26 protein-coding genes are annotated in these 26,078 nt (G+C 66.5%); 4 read left to right on the forward strand and 22 right to left on the reverse strand.

The genetic code is table 11. From position 1 onward, the window contains the following. Positions 1–23 precede the first annotated feature (23 nt). Positions 24–506, reverse strand: a complete 483-nt coding sequence (locus B0I08_RS09540; RefSeq protein WP_106212166.1) for a nitroreductase family deazaflavin-dependent oxidoreductase — start codon at positions 504–506, stop codon at positions 24–26. A 235-nt stretch (positions 507–741) separates the two neighbouring features. On the opposite strand from B0I08_RS09540, the gene B0I08_RS09545 reads away from it, so the two are divergent. Both B0I08_RS09545 and B0I08_RS09550 read left to right on the forward strand, forming a co-directional pair. Beyond that, positions 742–4,800, forward strand: coding sequence for a Pls/PosA family non-ribosomal peptide synthetase (locus B0I08_RS09545; protein WP_106212168.1), 4,059 nt, complete (start codon positions 742–744; stop codon positions 4,798–4,800). Beyond that, complete coding sequence (locus B0I08_RS09550; RefSeq protein WP_106212170.1) at positions 4,800–6,119, forward strand: M1 family metallopeptidase; 1,320 nt, start codon at positions 4,800–4,802, stop codon at positions 6,117–6,119. The genes B0I08_RS09545 and B0I08_RS09550 overlap by 1 nt, the downstream gene beginning before the upstream one ends. 47 nt (positions 6,120–6,166) lie before the next feature. Here the strand turns inward: B0I08_RS09550 and B0I08_RS09555 are convergent, their stop codons facing one another. Continuing rightward, on the reverse strand, positions 6,167–6,772 hold the full coding sequence (locus B0I08_RS09555; protein WP_146134377.1) for a 4'-phosphopantetheinyl transferase family protein: 606 nt from the start codon (positions 6,770–6,772) through the stop codon (positions 6,167–6,169). Between the two features lie 100 nt (positions 6,773–6,872). Continuing rightward, positions 6,873–7,376 (reverse strand): SRPBCC family protein, encoded by a 504-nt coding sequence (locus B0I08_RS17770; RefSeq protein ID WP_181243361.1) that lies wholly within the window; start codon positions 7,374–7,376, stop codon positions 6,873–6,875. Between the two features lie 171 nt (positions 7,377–7,547). On the opposite strand from B0I08_RS17770, the gene B0I08_RS09565 reads away from it, so the two are divergent. Further along, positions 7,548–7,940 carry a nuclear transport factor 2 family protein gene (locus tag B0I08_RS09565; protein ID WP_106212176.1) on the forward strand — a complete coding sequence of 131 codons (393 nt, stop codon included), beginning with the start codon at positions 7,548–7,550 and terminating at the stop codon, positions 7,938–7,940. Between the two features lie 70 nt (positions 7,941–8,010). Here the strand turns inward: B0I08_RS09565 and B0I08_RS09570 are convergent, their stop codons facing one another. The 7 genes from B0I08_RS09570 to B0I08_RS09600 form a co-directional block, all read right to left on the reverse strand. After that, complete coding sequence (locus B0I08_RS09570) at positions 8,011–9,270, reverse strand: MFS transporter (RefSeq protein ID WP_106212178.1); 1,260 nt, start codon at positions 9,268–9,270, stop codon at positions 8,011–8,013. A 54-nt stretch (positions 9,271–9,324) separates the two neighbouring features. Continuing rightward, complete coding sequence (locus tag B0I08_RS09575) at positions 9,325–10,518, reverse strand: glycoside hydrolase family 26 protein (protein ID WP_245884731.1); 1,194 nt, start codon at positions 10,516–10,518, stop codon at positions 9,325–9,327. Between the two features lie 54 nt (positions 10,519–10,572). Beyond that, positions 10,573–10,992 carry a RidA family protein gene (locus B0I08_RS09580; RefSeq protein ID WP_245884732.1) on the reverse strand — a complete coding sequence of 140 codons (420 nt, stop codon included), beginning with the start codon at positions 10,990–10,992 and terminating at the stop codon, positions 10,573–10,575. 94 nt (positions 10,993–11,086) lie between these two features. Then, complete coding sequence (arfB, locus tag B0I08_RS09585) at positions 11,087–11,509, reverse strand: alternative ribosome rescue aminoacyl-tRNA hydrolase ArfB (protein ID WP_106212182.1); 423 nt, start codon at positions 11,507–11,509, stop codon at positions 11,087–11,089. Between the two features lie 55 nt (positions 11,510–11,564). After that, positions 11,565–12,419, reverse strand: a complete 855-nt coding sequence (locus B0I08_RS09590; protein WP_106212332.1) for an SCO1664 family protein — start codon at positions 12,417–12,419, stop codon at positions 11,565–11,567. A 68-nt stretch (positions 12,420–12,487) separates the two neighbouring features. Further along, a complete protein-coding gene (locus B0I08_RS09595) occupies positions 12,488–13,042 on the reverse strand; it encodes a DUF3090 domain-containing protein (RefSeq protein ID WP_106212184.1) in 555 nt (184 codons plus the stop codon). A gap of 9 nt (positions 13,043–13,051) precedes the next feature. Continuing rightward, entirely contained in the window at positions 13,052–13,759 is a 708-nt protein-coding gene (locus B0I08_RS09600; RefSeq protein WP_106212186.1) for a histidine phosphatase family protein, read from the reverse strand. Positions 13,760–13,890: 131 nt separating this feature from the next. Here B0I08_RS09600 and B0I08_RS09605 point away from each other — a divergent pair, with 131 nt between their 5' ends. Further along, complete coding sequence (locus tag B0I08_RS09605; RefSeq protein ID WP_106212188.1) at positions 13,891–14,784, forward strand: DUF808 domain-containing protein; 894 nt, start codon at positions 13,891–13,893, stop codon at positions 14,782–14,784. A 42-nt stretch (positions 14,785–14,826) separates the two neighbouring features. Here the strand turns inward: B0I08_RS09605 and phnE are convergent, their stop codons facing one another. From phnE to phnG, 12 genes are all read right to left on the reverse strand, one after another. After that, entirely contained in the window at positions 14,827–16,593 is a 1,767-nt protein-coding gene (gene phnE / locus B0I08_RS09610) for a phosphonate ABC transporter, permease protein PhnE (protein ID WP_106212190.1), read from the reverse strand. After that, a complete protein-coding gene (locus B0I08_RS09615) occupies positions 16,594–17,400 on the reverse strand; it encodes a phosphonate ABC transporter ATP-binding protein (protein ID WP_106212192.1) in 807 nt (268 codons plus the stop codon). 156 nt (positions 17,401–17,556) lie between these two features. Then, positions 17,557–18,495 (reverse strand): phosphate/phosphite/phosphonate ABC transporter substrate-binding protein, encoded by a 939-nt coding sequence (locus tag B0I08_RS09620; protein ID WP_106212194.1) that lies wholly within the window; start codon positions 18,493–18,495, stop codon positions 17,557–17,559. A gap of 136 nt (positions 18,496–18,631) precedes the next feature. After that, complete coding sequence (gene phnN / locus B0I08_RS09625) at positions 18,632–19,195, reverse strand: phosphonate metabolism protein/1,5-bisphosphokinase (PRPP-forming) PhnN (RefSeq protein WP_106212196.1); 564 nt, start codon at positions 19,193–19,195, stop codon at positions 18,632–18,634. Beyond that, a complete protein-coding gene (locus B0I08_RS09630) occupies positions 19,192–20,370 on the reverse strand; it encodes an alpha-D-ribose 1-methylphosphonate 5-triphosphate diphosphatase (RefSeq protein ID WP_106212198.1) in 1,179 nt (392 codons plus the stop codon). Before B0I08_RS09630 ends, phnN begins: the two co-directional genes overlap by 4 nt. Beyond that, a complete protein-coding gene (locus tag B0I08_RS09635; protein WP_181243363.1) occupies positions 20,370–21,077 on the reverse strand; it encodes a DUF1045 domain-containing protein in 708 nt (235 codons plus the stop codon). Before B0I08_RS09635 ends, B0I08_RS09630 begins: the two co-directional genes overlap by 1 nt. Further along, on the reverse strand, positions 21,074–21,898 hold the full coding sequence (gene phnL / locus B0I08_RS09640; protein ID WP_245884733.1) for a phosphonate C-P lyase system protein PhnL: 825 nt from the start codon (positions 21,896–21,898) through the stop codon (positions 21,074–21,076). Before phnL ends, B0I08_RS09635 begins: the two co-directional genes overlap by 4 nt. Before the next feature lie 5 nt (positions 21,899–21,903). Beyond that, positions 21,904–22,731: a phosphonate C-P lyase system protein PhnK gene (gene phnK, locus B0I08_RS09645; RefSeq protein ID WP_106212202.1), complete on the reverse strand. Its 828-nt coding sequence runs from the start codon at positions 22,729–22,731 to the stop codon at positions 21,904–21,906. Next, positions 22,728–23,600: an alpha-D-ribose 1-methylphosphonate 5-phosphate C-P-lyase PhnJ gene (locus B0I08_RS09650; RefSeq protein WP_106212204.1), complete on the reverse strand. Its 873-nt coding sequence runs from the start codon at positions 23,598–23,600 to the stop codon at positions 22,728–22,730. Before B0I08_RS09650 ends, phnK begins: the two co-directional genes overlap by 4 nt. Continuing rightward, a complete protein-coding gene (locus B0I08_RS09655; RefSeq protein ID WP_106212206.1) occupies positions 23,597–24,769 on the reverse strand; it encodes a carbon-phosphorus lyase complex subunit in 1,173 nt (390 codons plus the stop codon). Before B0I08_RS09655 ends, B0I08_RS09650 begins: the two co-directional genes overlap by 4 nt. Then, positions 24,769–25,506 (reverse strand): phosphonate C-P lyase system protein PhnH, encoded by a 738-nt coding sequence (gene phnH / locus B0I08_RS09660; protein ID WP_106212208.1) that lies wholly within the window; start codon positions 25,504–25,506, stop codon positions 24,769–24,771. Before phnH ends, B0I08_RS09655 begins: the two co-directional genes overlap by 1 nt. Then, the gene (gene phnG, locus B0I08_RS09665; protein ID WP_245884734.1) at positions 25,503–26,027 is read right to left on the reverse strand and encodes a phosphonate C-P lyase system protein PhnG; all 525 of its coding nucleotides are present in this window, start codon (positions 26,025–26,027) and stop codon (positions 25,503–25,505) included. Before phnG ends, phnH begins: the two co-directional genes overlap by 4 nt. Between the last annotated feature and the right edge of the window lie 51 nt (positions 26,028–26,078).

Below are 26,078 nucleotides of genomic sequence, written 5' to 3' on the forward strand. Positions count from 1 at the left end.
TTCGCCGGATGGTGGAGCAGCTGCTACGGACGCGGCGCCAGGATGACGACCGGCCTCTCCCGTTCGCGAAGCTGGCTGAATGCGTCCACATCACCCCAGCCGGGGTATTCACGGAACTTCGCCCAGAGCCGAGCCCGCTCGTCGGGGGTCGCGGCGCGTGCGGTCACGCGGCGTGAGCCCCGACGAAGGTCGACCTCGGCTTCCGGTGTCGCTCTCAGGTTCAGCCACCAGGCCGGATCTGCGGCGCCCCAGCCATTCATGGCGAGTGTCACCAGCTCGCCTCCGTCTTCGAAGTAGTCCACGATCACCGCGCGCTCCTGACCCGATCGCCGCCCCGTGGTCCGAAGCCGCATCATCCCGGCATGACCGCCTCTGCGCGGTTCACGGAGCCCCAACCGACCGCGGCTTACGCGATACAGCGCCCGATGAGCGCGCCATGCGAAGCGGATGAACCAGCGCGGTGGCAGTCGTGGCGCAGCGCTCGACGACGGGTAGCTGGTGGGCATACTCCATCATGAGTCGTCTCTTCGGCCAGACGGATGTGCTTGACAGATGGCGTTGGCAGGTGGCGTTGGCAGATGCGGTTACGGAACCGGTTGTCAGATGCGGTTATAGAACGGCTTCCGGTTGAAAGGTGGGCTTGAACGATGTGGCTCACGGGTGCGCCTGCGCCACGCACCCCTTCTGGCTCCCGCCTATTGGTCGCGCGTGCAATAAACTGGCTCCGTCCCATCCTCACGAGTGACGGAGTCACACATCGGAATTCTGAGTTCCTCCGGCCGCGCGCCGGAGCCGAGGACATTGCTCGACATCCTCCGCGAAACGGCCACGTTGTACCCGGAGGCTTCGGCCCTGGATGACGGATCCGGTGGGCTGAGCTACCGCGAACTGATGGCCCGGGTGATCCAGACCGCAGCCCGATTGAGCGCCGCAGGCGTGCGCCGGGGCGACCGGGTTGGCGTGCGTATGCCGTCCGGCGCGCGGGAACTCTATATCTCCATCCTCGGCATCCTGGCGGCGGGAGCGGCCTACGTTCCCGTCGATGCTGACGACCCCGAAGAGCGCGCAGACCTCGTCTTTAGCGAAGCGGGCGTGTGCGGTGTGATCACGGGCAACGGCGACTTCACTGCCTCCGCCGCGCGGCCGAGCGACGCGACCAGCGACGCGCCTATCGACGCGCCTATCGACCCACCCAGCGACCCGCCCCGCAAGGCCACTCCCCTGTTCGAGGGAAACCCGCCCCACCCGAGCACTTCCTCACACGCCATCCTGCAGCCGCCCACACCCGACGACGACGCCTGGATCATCTTCACATCGGGATCCACGGGCACCCCGAAGGGCGTCGCCGTCAGCCACCGTTCGGCCGCGGCGTTTGTGGACGCCGAGGCGCGTCTCTTTCTCGCCGGCGACCCGCTCGGCACCTCTGACCGCGTGCTCGCCGGACTGTCCGTCGCCTTCGATGCGTCCTGCGAAGAGATGTGGCTCGCCTGGCGCAACGGAGCCTGCCTCGTGCCCGCACCGCGTTCGTTGGTGCGCAGCGGAATGGACCTCGGCCCGTGGCTGACGTCCCGCGGCATCACCGCGGTGTCGACGGTTCCCACCCTCGCGTCGTTGTGGCCGGCAGAATCGCTGGAGAGCGTGCGCCTGCTCATCTTCGGTGGCGAAGCGTGCCCGCCCGAGCTCGCTGAACGCCTCGCCGTCGAGGGCCGCGAAGTCTGGAACACCTACGGCCCCACCGAAGCGACGGTCGTGGCCTGCGCCGCGCTTCTGGACGGCACGGCCCCCGTGCGCATCGGCCTGCCCCTCGACGGGTGGGATCTCGCCGTGGTCGACAGCGAGGGATATCCCGTCGCCGACGGCGAGGTCGGTGAACTCATCATCGGAGGGGTGGGGCTCGCCCGGTACCTCGACCCCCAGAAGGACGCGGAGAAGTACGCGGCTCATCCCCAGTTGGGATGGGAACGCGCCTATCGCAGCGGCGACCTCGTGCGGTTCGACGTTCGGGGTCTCGAGTTCCAGGGACGCGCCGACGACCAGGTGAAGGTCGGCGGCCGGCGCATCGAGCTCGGCGAGATCGAATCCGCGCTGCAGGACCTTCCCGGCGTGTCCGGAGCCGCCGCAGCCGTTCGCCAGACCGAGGCGGGCAACCAGATACTCGTCGGCTACCTGGCGGTACGGGATCCGGATGCCTTCGACCGCGAGGCCGCGATCAAGGAACTGCGCGCCCAGCTCCCCGCTGCCCTCGTGCCACTGCTGACCGTCGTGGACGAGCTCCCGGTGCGCACCTCCGGCAAGATCGACCGCGCGGCGCTCCCCTGGCCACTGCCCGGAGTTACCGGCGGCGCTTCAGGAGACGGCGCTTCCGGGAACGGTGCCTCCGGACTCGAGCCGGCAGCAGAACGGTTGGCCCAGCAGTGGCAGGCGGTGCTCGGCATTCCGGTAGCCGATCTCGGCGCAAACTTCTTTGACCTGGGCGGCAGTTCGCTCGCCGCGGCCCAGCTCGTCGCCCGCATTCGCGAGGACGACCCCGAGTTCACCGTCGCCGAGATCTACAGCCACCCGCGGCTCGGGGCGATGGCCGACGCACTGGCCGCACGCGCCGCCGCTGCAGGTGCGGCCCGGGCCGGCTCGCCCGGCGACGTCCATCACGACTTCCACCGCGTCATCCCGACCCCCCGGCGGATGCAGTGGCTGCAGACCATCCTCGGCGTTCCGCTCCTGGCTCTCAGCGGCGTGCGATGGTTGCTCTTCCTCCTCGTCGCGGGCGCCGTGCTCGTTCCGTTCGGCGGATTCGACTTCCTGCCGGTCATCTTCCCCGCGGTGCTCATCCCCGCGTTTGTGCTGTTCGCAACGCCGCTCGGCCGCATGGTCATCGCCGTGTGCTGCGCCCGCGTACTGCTCGCAGGGCTGAAAGCCGGCGACTATCCCCGCGGCGGCAGCGTGCACCTGCGTCTCTGGCTCGCGGAACAGGTCGCACTCCAGATCGGGGCGGTGAGCCTGGCCGGGGCGCCCTGGATCACCTACTACGCCCGCGCGCTCGGCGCGAAGATCGACCATGAGGTCGACCTCCACACGCTGCCGCCCATCACCGGCATGCTCACGGTCGGGTTCGGTGCATCGATCGAACCAGAAGTCGACCTCTCCGGATACTGGATCGACGGCGACATCCTGCGCATCGGGGCAATTCGCATCGGCGCCCACAGCTCGGTCGGCGCCCGCAGCACCCTGCTGCCGGGCACCCGCGTCGGCAAACGGGCCGAAATCGCACCCGGGTCTGCCGTCTTCGGGCGCGTGCCCGCCGGTCAGCGCTGGGCCGGATCTCCCGCGGTGCGGCAGGGTCGCGCCAATGCCTGGTGGCCAGAGCAGCGACCCGCCCGCGCCCGCCGCTGGATCGCCGCGTTCGGTGGTGCCTCCCTCGCCCTGTCTCTGCTGCCGGTCATCGCCCTCGCGAGCGGCGGCGTGGTAATCGCGCTGGCCATCCGGGATTCGCCCACGGCGGTCGATATTTTCTGGCGGATGTCGGGGGCCCTCGTTCCGGCAACCCTGGTCGCCGGAGTGATACTGGCCACACTCGTCGTCCTGGTAGTCAGGCTGCTCGGCATCGGGCTCCGCGAAGGCACGTTCCCGGTGCGCAGCCGCATCGGCTGGCAAGTCTGGTGCACCGAACGCGTGCTCGACCTCTCCCGCACCATTCTTTTTCCGCTCTACGCGAGCCTCTTTACCCCCGTCTGGTTGCGGATGCTGGGGGCCAAAGTAGGGCGCGATGTCGAAGCATCCACGGTTCTGCTGGTGCCGTCGATGACCACCATCCGCGACGGCGCGTTCCTCGCGGACGACACCCTGATCGGCTCCTACGAGCTCGGCGGCGGCTGGCTCCGGCTGGGGCGCGCCGAGATCGGCAAGCGGGCGTTCCTCGGCAACTCCGGCATGGCGGCAGGCGGCCATACCGTGCCCAAAGACGGACTTGTCGCGGTGCTGTCCTCCGCCCCGGCGAAGTCGAAGGCCGGGTCGTCCTGGCTTGGCTCCCCCGCGGTGCGTCTGCGACGGAGCGTCGCCGTCGCCGACGAGGGCCGCACCTTCCGTCCCCACGCGGGCCTGCGGGTCGCCCGGATCGCCTGGGAGCTCTGCCGCGTTGTGCCCGTGATCGTCACCTGTGCGATCGGGCTCGGCGTGCTCTTCGCGCTGGCCGTCCTCACCACGGCCTACGGGGCCATCGCCGCCGCGGTGCTCAGCGGAGTCGTCATGGCGCTCGCTGGCGCCGTGGCGGCGGGCATCAGTACCGCGGCCAAGTGGCTCATCAGTGGACGCATCCGCGTGGGCGAGCACCCACTATGGTCGTCATTTGTCTGGCGCACCGAGGTCGCTGACACCTTCGTCGAGATGGTCGCGGCGCCCTGGTTCGCGCAGTCCGCCGCGGGTACCCCGGCTCTGAACATCTGGCTGCGGAGCCTCGGTGCCACGATCGGTCGGGGCGTCTGGTGCGACAGCTACTGGCTGCCAGAGGCGGATCTCGCCATTCTCGGAGACGGTTCCACGGTGAACCGAGGCTGCGTTGTGCAAACTCACCTGTTCCATGATCGAATCATGAGCATGGACACGGTCACTCTCGACGCTGGCGCAACCCTCGGCCCGCACAGCGTCATCCTTCCGGCCGCGCGCATCGGGGAACACGGAACGGTAGGGCCGGCATCGTTGGTCATGCGGGGCGAGCTCGTTCCCTCGGGCAGCCGCTGGAGCGGCAACCCCATCGGTCCCTGGCGCGAAGTGACTTTCGCTGACTACCACGCGAAGATCTCCTGATGGCGAAGAAGCTTCCCGGCGCCCACCGCGCCGGTGACTCGTACATGCCCGGCAGTGGCAACGAGGGGTACGGCGTCGACTCCTACGAGCTCTCCCTGCGCTACCGGGTCGCAACCAACCGCCTCGCCGGCACCGCCGTGATCACCGCGACGGCAACCGAGAATCTCGCGAAGATCACCCTCGACCTGTCCCGCCTGCAGGTCAGCAAGGTCAAACTGGTCGGTTTCCGCAACGTTCGCTTCTCGCAGACAGCGAACAAGCTCATCGTCACTCCCTCGGAGCCCATCGCCGCGGGGACGAGCTTCGAACTCACCGTCGAGTACGCGGGCGCACCCGTTCCGCGTCCGAGCCGCTGGGGCCCGGTCGGCTGGGAAGAGCTCGAAGACGGCGTACTGGTCGCCGCCCAGCCCACGGGAGCGCCGTCGTGGTTTCCCTGCAACGACGACGTCGCCGACAAGGCCACGTACAGCATCCAGGTCTCGGCCGAGCAGGCCTACGCGGTCGTCTGCAATGGACTGCTGGTCGACCACCGCGTCGTCGCCGGCCGGGGCCAGTGGCATTATGTGCAGGATGAGCCGACCGCGACCTATCTCGCGACGCTGCAGATCGGCCGCTACGAACGCACACCCGTGATGTTCGCGGACGTTCCAGGCGTGCTCGCCTACCCGGTCGCCCTGAAGGCACGAGTGCTCGCCGACTTCGCTCCGCTGTCCGCGATGATGACGCTGTTCGAGAAGCACTTCGGCCCGTACCCGTTCGGCAGTTACACCATCGTGGTGACGGCAGACGACCTGGAGATCCCGCTCGAGTCGCAGGCCCTGGCCACCTTCGGCGCGAACCACGCAGACGGTCGCGGCGGCGCGGAACGGCTCATCGCCCACGAACTCGCGCACCAGTGGTTCGGCAACAGCGTGGGTCTCGCCACCTGGAGCGACATCTGGCTGAACGAGGGCTTCGCCTGTTACGCGGAGTGGCTGTGGTCGGAGGGCAACGGCGGCGCCAGCGCCGACACCCTCGCGCGACGCTTCCACCGCGGGCTCCGCGCCCAGCCGGAAGACATCATCATCGGCGACCCCGGCCCTGCCCTCATGTTCGACGACCGGGTCTACAAGCGGGGCGCCCTCACGCTGCACGCACTGCGCCTCACCCTCGGCGACCAGGGCTTTTTCGAGCTTCTCCGCACCTGGACCGCCCACAACCGATTCGGCACCGCGACGACTGCCGACTTCCGCGCGCTCGCGGCAACGTTCTCGCTGAAGCCCCTCGACTCGCTCTTCGGGAGCTGGTTGTTCGCTGGCGCGGTGCCGTCGCTGCCCTGAGTTGTCTTGCCCCGAGCTGTGTTGTCCTGGGTTGATGTCAGCCGCTGTCAGCCGCAGATCGAGGAAGCCACGCTCACCCGCACCCCGGGCGCAAGCTCGACCTCGATGACCCGGTAGCGGGTCGCGCTTCCCCGCACCCACCCCTCGACGGCACCGTTGACCGCGCTCAGCACCACCTCACCTGGGTCAACCCGCAGCCCCCGACCGTCTGCCTTGAGAATCGCTTCCACCCGGGTCCAGCGCAGCAGCGACGGTTCGCCGGTGAGCATTTCGATGGCGGATGTCGCCGCGGCCGGCTGGTCGAGCGGCTCGACATCCACACCGACCGCACTGTCCCACGCGGCGGCAGCGACCACCGCGTCAGCACTGCGCGAGAGACTCACCGCGAGCCGCGAGCCCTCGACGCGGGGTTGTCCGTGCGGACCCCCGCAGTCCGGGCACTGCGCCACCAGGGCAACAGCTGCGGGGTGGACGCCCGTCAGTTCCGAGACAAGCTGGCGCAGCATCCACCTGCCCGCAAGAAACGACTCTCGCTTCGCCTCGACCGTGGTGTCGTACCGCTGGCGCTCGGCCGGGGAAATCACCGCGAGCGCCGCGCTGTGAGCGTTCGCATCGAGCTGCGGTCGCATCAACTTCAGTACCGGGCTGCTCACCCGTTTATGGTGTCACAGGTTGATGCCGTCCCACGCTGATGCCGTCCCGCGTTTACGCCGTCACACTCTTATGCCATCACACTCTTATGCCATCACACTCTTATGCCGTCACACGCAGCACCTTCTCGAGCTTGTCGAGGCACTGTTCCAGGCCGCCCTGCGAGAGATCCCTGGACTGCTCGTCGGTGTACCCGGACTCGACGACGGTGACCCGGCTGCGGTCATCGCCGACGGCCTCGAAGGTGACCACGTGCGGAACAGCATCGGGCACGCCGGCGGGAATGCCCGCGTCGGCGGGACGGATGACTGTCCCGTCGCTGGTGGCGAAGCGCATCTCGTACTCGAGCCGGTGCGGAGGCTCGACCAGCCCGTAGGACCAGGTGTTGTACATATCGCCGCCGCCGAACTCGGCCGGGGCACGCATCGCGATGAGCGACACACCGCCGGGACGCACGTCCATCTCGGCCAGCGGGCAGGTGAAGCCCGTCGGTCCCCACCACCGGGTGACCTGGTCGGACTCCGTCCACGCCGCGTAGGCGTCCGCAACGGGTACGGGCAATTGCCTGCTGGCTCGAACCTCGAAGGTAGTGCCGTTTCCTGCCACTGTGTACTCCTTCCACTTGTTGTGACAGCAGCGTAGGTAGCCCGCTACGGCGCAATCAAGGCCCGCGCGATCAACGCCCGCCCCGCCCCCGCCCCGGCTCCGCCCCGCCCCCGCCCCCCCCAGCCCCGCCCGAGGGCTGGATAGCGCGACGCATCTCTGGGAAGGTACGCCATGGGCAGAAACACCTCGATCGAGGACGATCTCCTCGCTGTTGCGAGAAACTGGGCCGGCGCAATCGTCGCCAACGATGCAGCCCGCATGGCGGAGTATGTGACGGATGACTGGGTGATCGTTTCCGCCTCAGGCGTCTCCCCTGGCCAGCACCTGCTTGAGCTGGTCGCCTCCGGAGCTCTCACCCACGATTCGATGGATGTCGCGGGGCCAACCCGCGTGCGGGTGCTGGGTTCCACCGCGATACTCACCGCCCGCATCATCACCGTCGCGCACTACCGCGGCGAACGTAGTGACGCCGACGAGTGGACCACCGACGTCTTTGTGCGGCGGGCCGGCCGCTGGTTGTGCGAACTCACCCACTACACGGTGGCGGACACCGGCGGATCCTGAGCTGCCGGGCCTCCTTCGAGGGATCGGGGTCTGCTTCGAAAGATCTGGGCCTACCTCGAAGGATCGGGGCCTACTTCGAAGGATCGGGGTCTACAGCGACGGACTGGTGCTCGGTCCGGGTGTCCGCCGGGTCGCGCTGGCGGCGACTGGCCAGCAGGAACGGCACCCCGATGAGCTCGATCACTCCCCCGATGACGAGAGACGTGCCGTAGCCCCACAGGTCGGCGGAGCGACCGAGGGCCGGCTGGATGACAACCCCGCCGAGACTGCCGAACAACGAGTCGAACGACAGCACGGTCGCGCGCTGCTTTGAGGGGATCATGTCGTTGAGGTAGGCCTGACGCACCGGGCCGGCCAGCGCGAACACAAATCCCCACACCACCAGGAACACGATCGCGACCCAAAAGACGCTGTTGAGGCCGAGAACGATCAGGGCGAGAACACTCGCGAGCGACGCAGCGATCACAGTCGTGGTGCGCTTGGAAAACGCCGTGCGGATCTTCGGTGCGAGCAGTCCGCCCCCGATCTGCGCGAGCGAGAGCATCGCGGCCGCCAGCCCGGCGACCGAGTAGGCCGACTCGTCACCGTAGAGCTCCAGCAGGTAGGGCTGCAGCGCATAGAACGCGTAGAACCCAACCCCGGAGGCGAACGGCGCCGCGAAGATCATGTAGCGCACCGAGCGCTTCTTCAGCCCGTGTTCGACGGACTGCTCCAGGACGTTCCTGGTCGCCTTGAGTGGACCCATCGAGCGGTCGGGGGTGAACCCGAGATCCTTCATCACGACGAAAGCAAAAACGAACATTGCCACGAGCACGCCCGCTCGGAGCAGGAAGGGAACACCTAGGTTGGTGGCCTGGGCGATGACACCGCCCAGCACCGAACCGACGAACATCGCGATCCCTTCGACCACGAGTCCGCGGCCGAACACGGTTTCCAGATTGCCGGTGAATCCGGTCGCCGTCAGGGCGTCGACCAGCCAGGCTTCGACTGCGCCGGAGAAGAAGGTGAAGCCGAGGCCGAGCAACACCGACACCACCGCCCACCAGAAGAACGGCGCATGCCAGACCCACAACATCCAGTAGAGGCCCGTGGTCACCGACAGGGTGATGGTGCCCAGCAGGTACGAGAACTTCCTGCCCACGGTGTCTGCGACCACCCCGGTCGGAATCTCGAAGATCACCATGCCCAGGGTGAAGAACGCATTCGCTGCGAAGGCCTCAAAGTTGGTGAGACCGGCATCCAGCAGAAATATCGTGTTGATGCCCCAGATGAACGAGGCCGCAAGAGTGTTGCCGAGCAGCAACACGTAGTAGACACGCTGCACTGTCATGCGTACAAGCTTTGACCGTACCCGCACGAATTTCTAGCCGTTTTTTGGGGGCGACTATCCCTCGTCGGTGGCGGGCGGAGCAGCACAGGGCGTACCCGAACGGGCTGTGATCGCCCAGCTCGGAATGTCGCTGCTGAATGCCTCCCGCACGGTGTCCGATCCCGCGATAGTCCAGTCGACGTTTGCACCGACCTCAGACTCGAACTTGTTCCATTCAAACCAGTTGATCATGTGCAACTGGGGAAACTGCGTCGCGATCTCGTCCGAGAATACCTGCTGCCACCACGCCTGTTTGATCGAGAGTTCCAGGGCTGCGTCGCCGTTCGGAATAACCAGAGCGGCAGTCTCGGGGATAGCCACCGGCTTGCCGTGCTCGACTCCGTAGGTCTGGTAGAAGTTGGGCGCCGCGGTATCGTCTCCGCCAAGACCGTTGTACTCGCCGGCCAGCTGAGCGGCGAACTTGCCGCTTTCGGGAACCTCGTTCTCGCCCCAGGGATGAACGGAACCCCAGTGATACAGCGACATTCCTACCCAGTCGACGACATCGTCACCCGGGTAGTAGGGAGCATAGGGGTCGTCGGCAATGGTCAGCACGCCGTCACCATTGGTATCGAGGGCGATGAAGTCGGCGGTACCGGGCGTGGCCTGGTACTCACCCCCGGCGAATGGGTATCCGCCGGCATAGTTCGGAGCCCACATCATTGATGAGCCGGGGGCCGCCTGCCGCAGTGCGCTGGCAACGTCGCGGAACGCCGCAACATAGGCGGTCGGCTGCTGACCCCACGCGTACCAGGATCCGTTCATCTCGTGAGCAAAACGCACGATGACGGGCACCCCCGACTCGTTGTACCGCGCGAGCTGCCCCGCGAGTTCGTCTGCGGCTTCGGCCGTGACCGCTGCCAGGCCCGCACTCGGCTCGAGGGTGAGCAGCAGCGTGCCGTTGATCGAGCGCACCTGGTCGACCGCGGCGGCAACGTTCACCAGGTCATCATCGCTCAGGGGCAGATCTGCGAACGACACTGCGACCGCGGGCCGCAATCGGAGCCTGGCGCTGTAGTCCTGCAGGGACTCGGCGCTCCAGTCGAGGTTCACCCCGAGTAGTGCACCGCTTTCGGGGATCACTTCGGCGGCGGAAACCACCGTGCACGCGGCCGCGTCGTCGGGCGTCGACGGGTCGGTCGCGCTGCACGCGGTGATCGGAACTACCGACACGAGCGCCGCCACCGTCATTAGCTTCCGAAGGTTCATTGGTACTGAGCATATCGATACAGTGCGTATTGAAGCTCGCGCATCGAAGCTGCACTACGTCGGTATCGAAGCCACCGCTTCAATCTCAACGAGAGCACCCGGCCGGGCGGGAGCGACCGCGACCACCGTGACCGCGGTGCGCCGGTCTCCCCACACCGAGCCGGTCGCGGCATATGCCGCGGTCGGGTCAACCGAGGGGTCGAGATAGATCGTCATCTTCACGACGTAGTCGGCGCTGGTTCCGCCCGCGGCGAGCACGGCGAGCACGTTGCGCAGCGCCTGCTTGGTCTGCGGCCCGAGCCCGTCGACCAGAGCGCCCGAACGGTCGGTTCCGTTCTGGCCGCCGACGTAAAGCATCGGTCCGGCCGGGGCGATCATCCCCTGGGCAAAGGCGGGACTGGAGAATAGTTCCGGCGGCTCGACGGGCGTGGGATGCGCGGGCGTGGGATATGCCGGCGTGGGATGTTCGGTCACGGGACCGTCCTTTCCTTCGGTTGCGACGAGTATCGCTCCGACGCGCACCCGTTCTCTAGCCTCTGGAGCTAGCCTCTGGAGCTCCTGCCAGACCCTATTCCTGTCCGGGACGCTGCCGCTGACGCTTGGTTTCCGAGCGCTGCCCCTTCGCAGCCAGCCGCCGCCGGGTCGAACCCCTGGTCGGTTTTGTCGCCCGTCGGGATGGACCATCCGGAGCAAGGGCGGCACCCAACAGAGCGCCGAGCTTGCCGAGTGCAGTTTCGCGATTGCGCAGTTGCGATCGCTGCTCAGAGGCTGCAACCGTGATGACCCCGCCCGTGAGCCGATGTCCCAGCCGCTCCAGCAGCACCGCCCGCTGGTCGTCGGACAGAACCGCGGAGTCGACAACACTCCATGACAGCTCGACGCGGCTGTCCGAGGTGTTGACGTGCTGGCCGCCCGGCCCCGACGACCGGGAGAATCGCCAGGCCAGTTCCGACGCCGGAATCGTGAGCGCGGGCGATACCTCGAGATCCATACGGCAAGCCTCGCACGAGAGTGGAGCGGTTCAGCGAAGCGGAACAGCCCTAAAACTAGAAGAGCGGCCAGGGCACCGCGGGCATCTCGCCGGTCGGCGCAGGAAACCGTCCATCGGAACGGAGCGCCTCGCAGCGAGCAGCAAAGGCCACGACCTCTTCCTCGCTGAGCAACTCCGCCAGGGTCGACCCGAGCGGGCCCGACAGCAACCCGCCGACGCGGTCGATCCCGAGAAGCTCCTCGGCGGTGAGCGGCTCCCCCAGCCAGCCCCACAACACCGTGCGCAACTTGTGCTCGGCGTGGAAGGTCAGTCCATGGTCGACGCCGTGGCGGTGTCCGTCCGGCATCGCGAGAATGTGATCGCCCTTGCGGTCGGCGTTGTTCACGATGACGTCGAAGACGGCCATCCGCCGCAGGGTGGGGGTGTCTTCGTGAATGAGGGCAACGGGACGATCGTGTTCGTCGCTGCCCTCGAGCACCTGACGCCATCCGACCACAGGCACATCGGCCGCGGGCACCAGGTCGACGGCATCCTGATCCGGGTCGGAGTCCTGCCAGAGCTGCACCATGCCCACGCCGAGCGGGCCGTCGCGCAACCACGTGCGGGGCACAACCCTCCACCCGAGCGCTTCGGAAACCAGGAACGCTGCGGCCTCGCGGCTCGCGAGATTACCGTCGGGAAAGTCCCACAGCGGCTTCTCCCCCTCGATGGGCTTGTACACAACGGAAACTCCGCCGATGCTGCCGAGAAAAGTCGCGTTCGATGCCGTCCTGATGCGACCGGTGAGCGTAAGTTCGCCCTGCTCCAGATCAGCACTGCCCAGATCAGCACGGCTCAGATCAACGCTGTCCAGATCAGCACTGCTCAGCCCAGCACTGCTCAGCCCAGCACCCTCGGAATCGACACCCATCGGCATCAGAACCAGCCCTTTCCGCCCAGCACTCGTCTACACACGCTGCACGCTACACACGCTGCAGGCTACAAGCCGCTGGCGTCGGGACAGTTGTGCCCGTCGGGATCCATGGGGTTGCCACAGCGTGGGCAGATTGGCCGACCGGCTCCCACTACCTCACGGGTGCGTTTGGCGAACGCCCGTGCTGCGCCCACCGGCATCCGCACCAACAGCATTTCGGACGGCTCTGCCGCGAGCGCCTCGAGCTCGTCGAGATCCTCTTCGGCAACCTCGATAATCGGGGAGGCCTCAATCACGATCTGCACGGTAGACGGGTCCCAGCCGAGGCTCATCACGCCGGTGCGAAACTCCTCCGCGACCGGCTCGAGCGGGTCGTTGTCGACCAGCTCGACGGGCGTTATCGACGGAACACTGAATGGATTGCCGTCGGTCACCATCAGCTCGTCGAGGATTTCGTCGATCTTCTCGGCGAGCAGCGCGGACTGTTGCTTCTCGAGGGCCACGCTGACGAGCTGGGCTCCGGCGCGAACCTGCAGGTAGAACGTGCGTTCGCCGGGTATACCGATGGTTCCGATGAGCACGCGGTCCGGCCAGTCGAACTCGTGAACGATTGTAGGCATAACGATATTTTAGGTGGCGGATGTCGGCGGCGCCTGATGACCGGCCCCACCACCGACCTGCGCCTCACCCGAAGACCCGCTGGCGGCGAGCCACGAGAGGTCGCCCGCGTCAGTATTGGTCGCCAGAACGCTCGGACGATGGGCGCCGTACTGGATGATCGAGACAGACGCGGGGCCGACGCTAATGCGTTGAAACAGGTCAAGATGCATGCCGAGGGCATCGGCGATGACCGACTTGATGATGTCGCCGTGGCTCACGGCCACCCATACCGCTCCAGGACCGTGGAGCTCTTCGAAGGCAGCGTCGTGGCGACGGATCGCGGCAACCGACCTCGCCTGCATCCCCGCCATCGACTCGCCGCCGGGGAACGTGACGGCGGAGGGGTGGTTCTGCACCACAGACCAGAGCTTTTCTTTGTTCAATTCTTTGAGTGGGCGACCTTGCCAGTGTCCGTAGTCACACTCGGTGATGCCATCCTCGATCGGCGTGAGCGGGGAGCCGGACTGGCGGGCAAGGATCAGCTCCGACGTTTGCCTGCACCGCTCCAGCGGGCTCGAGACCACTCCAACCAGCGGAACTCCGGCCAGCCGCGCACCGGCAACCTCCGCTTGCTCAACCCCGACGTCGTCGAGCCGAACGCCCTCGGTGCGCCCGGCCAGTACGCCAGAGGCGTTCGCGGTGGTGCGTCCGTGCCGTACGAGGATCACTGTGGCCATGCGTACAGCCTAGAGACCCTCGCCGACTGGGCTTGCCGGTTGCTGCGCGTGGGTCTCCCAGCTGCGTCCCGGTATTCTGACCTTATTGCCGTCGCCGTGTACGAGGACGACGCCCATCCGAGGAGATCCAAATGTCGGTCGGCCTACTCGCGATTGTTGATGACATACTCGCCGCCGCACTCAAGGCGAGCGCCAAAACCGCGGGTGTTGTCATCGATGACGCGGCTGTCACCCCGCAGTACGTTCAGGGGTTGTCGCCGGCGCGCGAGCTCCACGTGATCAAGTGGATCGCCCTGGGCAGCCTGTTCAACAAATTCATCATCATCATCCCGTTCGCTCTTCTCCTGTCGGCATTCGCGCCGTGGGTGTTGCCGTGGCTACTGATCATCGGCGGCACCTACCTGTGCTTCGAGGGAGCCGAGAAGGTTACGGAGTGGTTTGGTGTCCATCACGGCGCCGCGGAGACCGAGTCGCGGGATGAGAAGAAACTCATCTTCGGCGCCATCCGCACCGATCTCATCCTCAGCACCGAGATCATGCTCATCTCGCTGGACGGCCTCGATCCCGACTTCGGAGTCTGGATGACACTCGGCGCCCTCGTTGTGATCGGCCTGGGCATGACGCTGCTCGTCTATGGCGCGGTGGCCCTGCTCGTCAAAATCGACGATGTCGGTCTCGCGCTGATGGAGAATCCTGCTCAAGGACTGCGCCGCACCGGCGCACGGATCGTTGCGGCGATGCCCGCCGTATTCCGGGTGATCGGCATCATCGGGACGGTTGCCATGTTGTGGGTCGGCGGCCACCTCGTGATCACGAACCTGGCGGAGACGTTCTGGCACGGCCCCTACGACGTGCTGCACACCGTGACGCACGCGGTCGAAGCGGCCGGCCCGGTCATCGTGTGGATAACCGACACTGCGATGTCTGCGGTGTTCGGACTCCTTCTCGGAATCATCATCGTCGCGATCGTGACGGGAATCTCCCGCCTGGTGAAGCCGAAGCAGCCCGTCGGCGCCGCGCACTGAACGCGTTGCGCTCACTGAACGCGTTCCGCTCACCCACCCGGCTCACCTCAGAGCTTTGCGCGTCCACACGGCGACCGCCTCGACGGCGAGCACAGTGACCAGCACCATCACGATGATGAAGGTGACGACGTCGAACTCCTGCACCCGGCTTGCGTTGAGCAGGTAGAAGCCGATGCCGCCGGCGCCGACGATACCCAGCAGCGTGGCTGAACGGATGTTGACGTCGAGCTGGTAGAGCACGTGGGCGATGAACTGCGGCGCGGCCTGGCGGAGCGTTGCAGCGAAGAACACCTGGATCGGCGTCGCGCCCGTCGCCCGCACAGCATCCTGCACGCGCACATCGGTCTCCTCGAGCGAGTCAGCGACGAGCTTGCCCAGAAGGCCGACCGATCCGATCGCGAGCGCCAAGGTACCCGCGATGGGCCCGAGGCCGGTGATGACGATGAACACGATCGCAAGGATCAGCTCGGGCAGTCCCCGGATGATCACGATGATGGTGCGAAACAGGTTAGCGACGAAGCCACTCGACGCAACGTTCCGCGCAGCGAAGACGCCGATCGGAAGGGCGAGCACGAGGCCGAGCAGTGTCGCTGCCAGTCCGATCTGGACCGTCACGAGCATCGCCTCGAGAAGGGTGTCGATCAGGTCCTGGGGCGAGGGCGGAAGGAACGTACCGAGCACCTGCGGCAGCGCAAGTAAATCCTCGGCAAGAGTGGAAAAGTCGAGGTCGGCGTAAACGGTCGCCAGGGCCACGATCGCTATCGTCAGCGCGACGCCGGCAAACCGGCCGATGCGCTCCCTGTCCCACTGCGGAGCGATCCGCACTCTGCCGTCTTTTCCGCGTTGCAGCTCGCGACCACCGCGGGGCGCGGTGATCCAGCCAGCGGCAACCCGGTCGATGAAGCCGAGCACTCCCCGACGATTCGCCGGCACCCGTCCGAGCAGGCTCGCACGAATCGCCCCGGACAGCATCTCCAGCGCGATGCACAGCGCCAGGATGACGAGCGCGAGCGCCATGCCGCGTTGGTATTGCATGGTGCGCAGCGCATTGGCGAGCTCCAGACCGATGCCACCGACGCCGACATAGCCGAGCAGCACCGAGGTGCGCAGGTTGATGTCGAAGCGGTGCAGTGCCGTCGCGATCAGCTGCGGCATCACCTGCGGTATCACCGTGCTCGTGATCCACTGCAAGCGACTTCCGCCGGCGGAACGCACGGCCTCCGCAGGGCCTCCGTCGAGTTCCTCGATAGCGTCCGCGTAGAGCTTGCCGACCATGCCGATCGAGTGCAGGCCCAACGCCAGAATTCCCGGCAGCGCGCCCAGACCGAAGAGACGAAAGAGCACAATCGCAAAGATGAGGTCGGGCACGGCGCGACACATCACAATGATCGTGCGGGAAACCCCACGCATGACCGGGCCGCTCGTCGTATTTGCTGCGGCGAAGAGCGCGACGGGCAAGCTCAGCACGACCGCGAGCACCGTAGCCACGACCACGATCGCGAGGGTCTGTCCGGTCATGACCAGCAGTTCGCCGAGCGGCGGAAAGTCGAGCGGAAAAATACGCGAGACAAAGTTGCCCGCATTGTCGAGGCTGCGCACCATCGAGGCGACGTTGATTTCGAGCGCCACGACTGACCAGATCGCCGCGATCAGGATGATGACCAGCGTGCTCCCCGCCGCGATTCGGTTCGCGCTCGGGCGGGGACGCGGGGGCAGGGGGACCTTGGCGTGCGAGGTGCCGGTGTGCGAGGCGTCGGTGTGCGGGATGCCGGTGTGCGCCGAGTGGGACGCGTCCGTGTCGACGGTCATCTACCCGGCCAGTTCTGTGCGCTCGTCCACCGGGATCGGCGCGTAGATACCGTCCACGTCGTCGTGGGTCATACCCGCAGCCGGGCGGTCGAGTACCACTCGACCGGCGTTCAGGCCGACGATGCGGTCCGCGAACTCAAGGGCGATGGGCACCTGATGCAGGCTGCAGATGACGGTGAGATTTTCTTCCCGGCTGATCCGGGTGAGCAGCTCGATGACGCCAGCGGACGACAGCGGGTCGAGGGACGCGACCGGCTCGTCCGCGAGCAGCACGGTGGGACGCTGGATGAGCGCCCGTGCGATGGCGACACGCTGCTGCTGACCACCGGACAGGGTGCCAGCACGTTGAAACGCCTTGTCGGCGAGGCCGACGCGAGCAAGCTGTTCCATCGCGGCCTCCCGAACCGCGCGCGGATAGCTCCACAGTCCAAACCGAGGCCCGCGCAGCGAGCCGAGTTTGCCCGTGCAGACGTTCTCGAGAACCGACATCGACTCGACGAGGTGGAACTGTTGGAAGATCATGCCGACGTCGTTGCGCAGGCCGCGCAACGTGGCTGCGCCCGCCGAGTGCACCGGGGTACCGAGGGTCCAGACGCCGCCCTTGGATGGCTTGTGCAATCCGTTGATGTGGCGCAGCATCGTCGACTTGCCTGACCCAGACAGCCCAAGCAACACGTTGATCTTGTTCGCGGCGAAAGACACACTCACGTCGTCGAGTGCGGTAACGCTGCCGAATGTCTTGGTCACGTTCTCGAAGCGAATGGCTCCGAGTTCGGGAATGTTTCTGTTCGAGGTAGCGGCGGTCATCGGTGATCTCGTTTCTTCTCGGTTGCGGGGCAGGCAAGCGGGTGGCTGGCGTATGGCGGGCGTATGGCTAGCGGACAAGAAGCGGTGAAACCGGTGTGGACCGGGCAGAGCCCGATCCACACCCTTGGGTACGATCAGTTCAGGATCAGACGAGGATCAGACCTTGCAGGCCGCTGCCTCGGTGATCTCGCACACGGCGCGCACGCCGTCGTACAGCGAGTCCTCAACCGGGATGAAGCCGTACGCACTGTCCTCGGGAAGACCGCAGTCCGACTCAGACGCGCAGACTCCAGACTCGACCAGAGCCGGCACGTTCAATTCATTTGCGAAGATATCCTCGAGCTGCGCAAGGAGGTCAGCGGGCAACTTGTCACTCGCGACGTATGGGCTACCGGCGATGATCTCGGACTCCCATACGACCTCAAGGTCGCCCTCTTTCAGGTCGCCGGAGTCGATGAGCTCGCTCGTGACCATCGTGTCGTAGGCGAAGCCCGCGTCACAGGTCCCGTCCGCGACCGACAGGGCCGATGCGTCGTGGCCGCCGGCGAAGACCGGTGTGATGTCTGCTTCTGGATCGATGTCGAGCTCGAGCATTCCCGCGGTCGGGTACAGAAAACCGGAGGTCGACGTCGGGTCAACGAAGCACACGGTCTTGCCCTCGAACCCCGCGAGGTCCGTGATGTCGCTGCCGGCCGGCACGATGCCGTACGACTGGTAGCCCGGTTCCTCGTCGGGAGCATCAACGAGAGCGCCGAGCGCCTCGACGCCTGCACCGCCGTCCTTTGCGACCATGTACGAGAATGGGCCGAGGCCCGCAATCTGCACCTGGCCGGCACGCAAGCCCTCGATGACTGCCGCGTAGTCCGTGGCCTCCTGGATCTCAACCTCCAGGCCAGTTTCACGCTCGATGACCTCGATGATCGCCTTGTTATCCTCGGCAATGCCCTGGGCGGACTCGCTCGGGATCTGGGCGAACACGAGCTTTTCGGGAGCCTCGGGCGTTTCGGCCGAGTCGGAGGTGGTGGCACAGCCGGTGACCATGGCGAGGAGCGCGACGCTTACTGCGAGAGCGCTGGCTTTAGTTCGGAAATACATCAGAATTACCTTTCGTGAGTACGGCCCGACGGACGTCGGTGGGGTGACACGGAAATAGTTCGGTCTGTGGGTGGGTCGGTGCGAGGGTCTGTAGGTGAGTCAGGAAGTGAGTAAGGAACGGGAAGGCTGCAGGCAGCTAAAGTGCGGCTCTGGCGGCATCCCGCATGCTGGTCAAAAATGCAGCGAGCTGGGCACTCGCATCCTCGATCGTCCCGTCGTTGACGATCTCGAGGTCGGCGGGATAGTCCGGCGCGGGGTCCAGGCGTGCGACACGCGATGCGGCGGCGATCGCGTCCTCACGACCGCGCGCGACGATGCGTTCAAGCCGCACTTCCTCGGACACGGTGACCCGCACGACCCGCACGTTCGCAAACAGGTTCGGCAATTGCGCGAGTACTCCGCGCGAGACGTTCGCCACAACCACCCCTCCCGCCTCTACGACATCGAAGACGTTCGCGGGGATGCCATACGCGAGGTCGTGGGCGCGCCAGGTCAGCGCGAACTCGCCTAAGCGATCCGCGGTGTCGAATTCGCTCTCGCTCACCGGGATGTGGTCCTCCCCCGCGCCAGAGGGCCGGGTGATCTGACGCCGCGGAAAAACGATCGCTCCGCGTCCCTCGAGGACCGCCCGCGTGTGCTCGATGATCGAATCCTTGCCCGAACCACTCGGCCCGACGACCGCGACGAAGGCGCCGGTCATGCGACCCGCCCTCCCTGGCGCCAGACGCCGCGAACGATCGGCATCAGCGAGCCAAGGGGGTGCTGCTCGAGTGAGGCCCCCGCGTACGTCTGCACACGAAGGACGTCCGCGCGTTTGCCCACCGCGATTACCCCGCGGTCGTCGAGACCGGCAGCGCGCGCGGGGTTGGCGCTCACGAGCGCGGCACCCTGCGGAAGCGTGATTTCACCGCGCCCGAAGAGCAGGAAGACCGCCTGCAGGGGGCTGGCCGGCACGTAGTCGCTCGAGAGGATGTCGAGCAGTCCCAGTCGCAGCAGGTCGGCGGCTGCCACGTTGCCTGAGTGGGAACCCCCGCGAACGATGTTCGGCGCGCCCATGACCACGAGCTGCCCGGCGGCGCGTGCCGCTCGCGCGGCCACTATCGTCGTGGGGAACTCGGAGATCCGCACTCCTGCGGCGGCCGACTCGTCAACGTGCTCCTGGGTCGCGTCGTCGTGCGCGGCGATGGTGATACCGCGCTCCCGTGCACGCTCCGCCATAAGACGACGGTTGTCGTCGGAGTGCAGTGACGACAGCACGTGAAGCTCGGCGACGTGCTCGTCGAACTGGGCATTGCTCATGCTGTGCTTGCCCACCATGTAGGTCCGGAACGACTCGACGTCTGCGTATTGGCGCTGCCCAGGGGTGTGGTCCATGAGCGAGACCATTCGCACTCGCTCGTGCCCGCCCACCTCGTCGAACACCTCGACGACGTCCGGCGTCGCAACCTCGCACCGCAGGTGAACGTAGTGGTCGGCACGGAGCAGGCCCGACTCGGCGGCATGAATGACCGCGTTCACCAGCGTGCGCGCGTTACCGCTGATGCGGTTTTCGCCCGGGCCGCTGCCGATGCGCAATGCGTCGAGCACAGTCGTCACGCCCGAAGCCGCCATCTGCGCGTCGTGGGCTATCACGGCCGGGATCGGATCCCAGAACCTCTTGGGGCGCGGCTGGTAGTGCGACTCGACCTGGTCGGTGTGCAGTTCGACGAGGCCGGGCAGGAGGTAGTCGGCTCCCAGGTCTTCGGTGGGCACGCCGTCGATGACGAGGTGCGGGTCGTCGGAGACCTCGACAATGATGCCGTTGTCCATGTGGACGGACCCGTGCATGACTCGGTCCGGAAGGACGATGTGGGCGTTGGATAAAACGAAGGACATCAGGCGGTCTCCAGTGCGGATCGGTCTGCGAAGGGGTGGACGGACAGAAGTTCGAACGGTGCTCCGGGCGTGGGCTCGACGCTGATCGCGATCGCGGTGAGTGGCACATCGATGCCAACGATGGCGGCGAAGTGCTCCTCAAGTGCGGAGTCGATTTCGTCGGCCCGCTCCGGCGGCACGGGGTCCGTGAGGGTGAGGTGAAAGCGGAACTCATCGAGCACGTACGGGTAGCCCCAGCGCTCGAAGAGCTCGCGCTGGCGCGGGGTGAAACGCTCGGGACGTCGGCGGCGGATGTCGGACTCGTCGAGCGGCGCGCGGAAGTCGTCGAACTCCTGCACGGCGGCCGCGGCCAGGGCATGTAGAGCCTCATGGTCACCGCCCTCGTATTCACCGCCCTCGTGGTCACCCTGCGGCACCAGGGCACGGAAGTGCCCAATCGTTGCTGGTCGAACTCCGGGAATTACCAGCGGTGGGCGCGCGGCAGCGAAGACGTCGGCCGCCGTGCGCAGCTGCGCCTCGGTGCGTCCGTCGGCGAGACGGATCGGTGCCACGAGCGTCGCGTGAAACCCGTAGCGGCGCGCGTCAATCGTGAGTTCCTGGAGTTCGTCGCGGCGGTACCAGGCCTCGACCGCATCGCGCAGCCGAATCGCCTCTGCTTCAGCGCCCTCGTCGACTCCGGGAATGGCGTACACGGCATATCGGCTCACGCCGTCACCTCCTGGCGCACTGCGGTGAACGATTGCACGTCCACTGTGTGATCGGCGACGGCTTCGCGCACATCCGCGTCGTGGAAGATCGCCAGCATCCCGGCCCCGCGCCCGAGGCTCTCTCGAATCAATTCGATCACGACACCGCGGTTTCGTGCGTCGAGCGATGCGGTCGGTTCGTCGAGCAGCAACAACGGCCGCTCGATGACGAAGCCGCGCGCGATGTTGACCCGCTGCTGCTCGCCGCCCGAGAACGTGGCCGGCGGTAACTTCCACAGGCGCTCAGGGATGCTCAGTCGCGCAAGCAGTTCGCCCGCTCGTTCGCGCGCCGCTTCACGGTTCACCCCGCGCTCGATGAGCGGCTCGGCGACGACATCGAGGGCCGGCACCCGAGGCACGGCGCGCAGGAACTGGCTCACGTACCCGAGGGTGTCGCGCCGAGCGGAGAGAACCTGTCTGGGCTGCGCCGTGGCCAGATCCAGAATCGTGTTCTGGTGGCTGAGCAGAATGCGCCCGGAGTCGGCGCCGTAGCTGCCGTAGATCATCTTCATGACGGTGCTCTTGCCCGCTCCCGAGTCACCGCCGAGCACCACGCACGCCCCGCGCGGCACGTCGAAGGTCAGGCCGTGCAGCACCGGGAGCCGCAGCGAATCCTGCAGGTGCAGGGTGAACGTCTTATCGACGTTCTGCACGGACAGCACGGCGTCGGTCGGCATGACATCGCCCGGGTTGAGGGCGTTGATGGGGTTGAGGTCGTCGATGGAGGTGGCGGAGGTCGTTGCGTTGGTCGCAGTGTTCGCGTTGGTCACGTTGTAGGTCACGGGAATCAGCCCTGGAGGATCGAGGAGACGAGCAATTGGGTATAGGCGGCCTGCGGGTCGTCGAGCACCCGATCCGTAAGGCCGGACTCGATGACGACGCCGTCCTTCATCACCAGCGTGCGGTGCGAAATGAGCCGGGCGACGGCGAGGTCGTGCGTGACAACCACCACCGCGAGGCCCAGCTCCGCGACCAGCGAACGGATGAGGTCGAGCAGGCGGGCCTGCACAGACACATCCAGACTGCTGGTCGGTTCATCCATGAACACCAGCCGCGGGCCGAAGACGAGATTGCGCGCGATCTGTACCCGCTGGCGCATGCCGCCCGAGTAGGTCGCGGGAGCCTCGTCGATTCGATCGGCCGGAATCTCGACCCGGCGCAACCACTCCTCGGCTTCCGCCCTGATCTTTCCGTAGTGGCGCCATCCGTTCGCCATCAGCGGTTCTCCGACATTGCCGCCCGCACTCACGTGCATGCGCAGTCCGTCTGCCGCGTTCTGGTGCACGAAGCCCCAGTCGGTGCGCCAGAGCCGGCGCACTTCGCGTTCGCTCAGGGTCGACAGGTCCAGGAGGTCTTCTGCCATGCGTTCGTCTTCGCCCGCCCCACCCAGGTCAGCATCACTCAGGCGAGCGGTCCGGTAGCGGATGGTTCCTTCATCGAGCGTGAGGCGCTGCGACAGCATGCCGAGGAGGGTCGACTTACCCGACCCCGACTCGCCCACGACCGCCAGCACTTCACCGGGCCAGAGGTCGAAACTCACGTCGCGGCATCCGAATCGATCGCCGTAACGGTGTCCCGCCCCGGTCACACTCAGCAGGGGTGTCTCGTTCTTCATGCGCTCACCTCGGTAGTTTCGTCGCGCACGCTCGCCGTGGCGGTGCGCTCGCAGTGGTCGGTGTCAGAGCAGACGAACATGGCGTTGCCCCGATCGTCGATGATGACCTCGTCGAGGTACACGCCGACGGACCCGCAAATCTCGCAGGGCTGGTCGAAACGTTGCGGTTCGAACGGGAAGTCCTCGAATCCGAGGCTCTCCACATCGGTGAAGGGCGGGATCACGTAGATGCGCTTCTCGCGCCCGGCGCCGAACAATTGCAGGGCGGGACTCTGGTGCATCTTCGGATTGTCGAAGCTCGGAATGGGCGACGGCGCCATGACGTAACGCCCGTTCACCAACACTGGGTAGTCGTACGTCTTGGCGATGTGCCCGTATCTCGCGATGTCTTCGTAGAGCTTGACGTACATCAGCCCGTACTCCTCCAGTGCGTGCAGACGCCGCGTCTCGGTCTCGCGCGGTTCCAGAAAGCGCAGCGGCTCCGGGATCGGCACCTGGTACACCAGAATTTGCTTCTCGGCGAGAGGTGTTTCGGGGATTCGATGGCGGGTCTGGATGATGGTGGCCTCATCCGTGCGGGTGGTGCTTCTAGCGCCGGCAACCTTCTCGAAGAACGCCCGGATCGACACGGCATTCGTGGTGTCGTCGGCGCCCTGGTCGATAACTTTCAGCGTGTCGGAGGCGCCAATCACCGCCGCGGTAACTTGCACCCCTCCGGTGCCCCAGCCACGCGGCATCGGCACCTCACGGGAGGCAAACGGAACCTGGAATCCGGGGATGGCCACGCCCTTGAGCAGCGCCCGGCGGATGACCCGCTTGGTCTGCTCGTCGAGGTAGCCCTCGTTGTAGACGATGTGCGGGGCGCTCATACGTGCTCCTCGATCGGGTTGCTGTTGCTGTTGCTGTTGCTGCTGTAGCCGGTGCTGCTGTCCCTGTCATTGGACGAAGCAGGCGAGGGAACCGCCGCCGCCTGGCGCTCCTGAAATTCGCGGCGCAGCTTGCGGATCAGGCCAAGTTCAGCTTGGAAGTCGACGTAGTGCGGCAGCTTCAGGTGCTCCACAAAGCCGGCCGCCTGCACGTTGTCAGAGTGAGCGATGACGAATTCCTCATCCTGCGCGGGCGACACAGCGCGCTCGTCGAACTCCTCGCGCCGCAGAGCCCGGTCCACGAGCGACATCGACATGGCCTTGCGCTCTGCCCGCCCGAAAACGAGACCGTAGCCCCGCGTGAACTGCGGCGCCTGGTCGGCGCTGCCGACGAACTGGTTGACCATCTGGCACTCGGTCAGTTCGATGCGCCCGATCGGCACGGCATAGCCGATCTCCGGAGCGTCGAACTCGACCTCGACCTCGCCAACGCGCACCTCACCGACGAAGGGGTGTGTATTACCAAAACCGCGCTGCGTGGAGTAGCCGAGCGACAGGAGGAAGCCCTCGTCACCGCGGCTGAGGGCCTGCAGGCGCTCGGCGCGACTCATCGGAAAGACGGTCGGCTCGCGTGTCAGGTCGCCCGGATCCGGATCCGTCCAGCCCTCGGCGGGCCGGTCTCGCTCTATCAGGCCATCGACACCGAGCAAATCGGTCACTCGCGGCATCGGTTCGGCTTCCGGCGCATCCGGGGTGGGCACCTCCGGGGTCTCGAGTTCCTCGGCCAGCAGGCGGTGGGTGTAATCGAATGTCGCGCCGAGCTGCTGGCCGCCCGGAATGTCCTTGAACGTTGCCGACACTCGGCGCTCCGAAGGCAGGCCTGCGGTGTCGACCGCGATCGTGACACCGAACCGCGGCAGCGTCGTGCGGTACGAACGCAGCAGAGTGACCGCTTCGAGCACGTCCCCCTGTGCCTGCAGCAGCGCTTTAGCGGCCAGGTCGGGGTCATACAACGAGCCCTCGGCCATAACGCGCGCCACGAGCACGCCCATCTGGTCGCGCATCTGGACGTAGTCGATGCGCGGGGCGTCGGCTCCGCCGCGTCCACGTTTGGCGAGCAGTGCGTGCGCGTTGGCGATCGCCTTCTCGCCACCCTTAACGGCAACGTACATTAGGCGCTCCTCTTCTCGGTTGTGTCTGCGGTGTGGCCCACGTGTTCGCTGCCCGTGCGCTCGTTGCCCGAGCGCTCGTTACCGCCCGTGGACTTGCCCGCGACGATCAGCGCCGTCGTGCGCGGCAAGCCCCGCACCACGGAGTCAGCCGCGAGGACGATGTCCACGCCGCGGGGAAAAAGCGCTCGGTTTTGCTGCCACTGGGAAACGAACCCGTCGGGAAGACCCGCTCCGTCCCAGTCGACGGCGCCCTGAATGCCGGGGCCGGTCGCCACCAGCGCCGCGATGCCGGGCGAGCGGGTCATGCCAGTCGCGCCCACGTCACTCGCTGCGCTCGCGCCGATGACGAGCGTGGCCGAGCGGTGCGGCTCTTCGTCGGTGCCTAGCAGGAGGTCGGCCAATCGGGGCGCCGTCGACGGTGACGACGCGATCACGAATAGCGCGTCGCCGGCACGATCAACGATGCGTGCGCCGGTGTGGAAGGCAATCCAGGCGCCAACTTCGGGTGACTCGCGAAGGTAGTGGTCGAGCCAGACGGGGGTCTGTTCGTCGCAAAGCGCCAGGATGACGGCGCCGGCGGTCATCCCCAAAGGCTCGGGCGTCTGGATTTCGACATCCACGCGCTGCGGTGTGGTCGGGCGTGCGAACGCCTCGAGCACGGCACGGAACACGTGCTGCGCGTCACGCACGGGGTTAGCAAATCCGGGTACGCGGCTCTCGGCCAATTGCGTGTTCATTCATGCTCCCTTGCAACGGTGAAGAAGTCGACGACCGTGCTGCGTGCGTCGGCCTGGGCCGCGGCGTCGCGCTCGGTCTGGCGGCGCTCGAGCGGCTCGATCACGCCGGCAAGGACGCGGTCACGCTGCGCCGGTGCGGCCAGAAGTGCATCGAACACGGCCGCGAGGCCTGCGTGTTCCGGGTGGCTGCCCAGCACGTAGGAGGTGCCACTCACCTCGTCGACTCCGGCGCCGTGCAACATCACGGTTGCACGCGTGACGGTCGCCTCACCGAGGTTGAAGCGATCGCCGGTGCCACCGACTCGGCCCTGCACCATGACGAGGCCGGCTTCCGGTCCCCGCAGGTAGGTGACCTCTGGCTGCTCGTCCCATGCCGCCCACAGTTCGGCGAGTTCAGCAGGGGCAGCGCCCGAGAGCACCCGCGCGGCGCGGCGGCGATCGACGACAATGCGATCGACGATGGTGCGGTCACCCACACTGCTCTCATTCGCAGAGCGCTCGTTCACACTGCGCTCGTTCACAGTGCTCTCATTCGCAGAGCGCTCGTTCACACTGAGCTCGTCCGCGCTGCT

The sequence above is a fragment of the Glaciihabitans tibetensis genome (genome assembly GCF_003003265.1).
In the GTDB taxonomy this organism is placed as follows: Bacteria; Actinomycetota; Actinomycetes; order Actinomycetales; family Microbacteriaceae; genus Glaciihabitans; species Glaciihabitans tibetensis.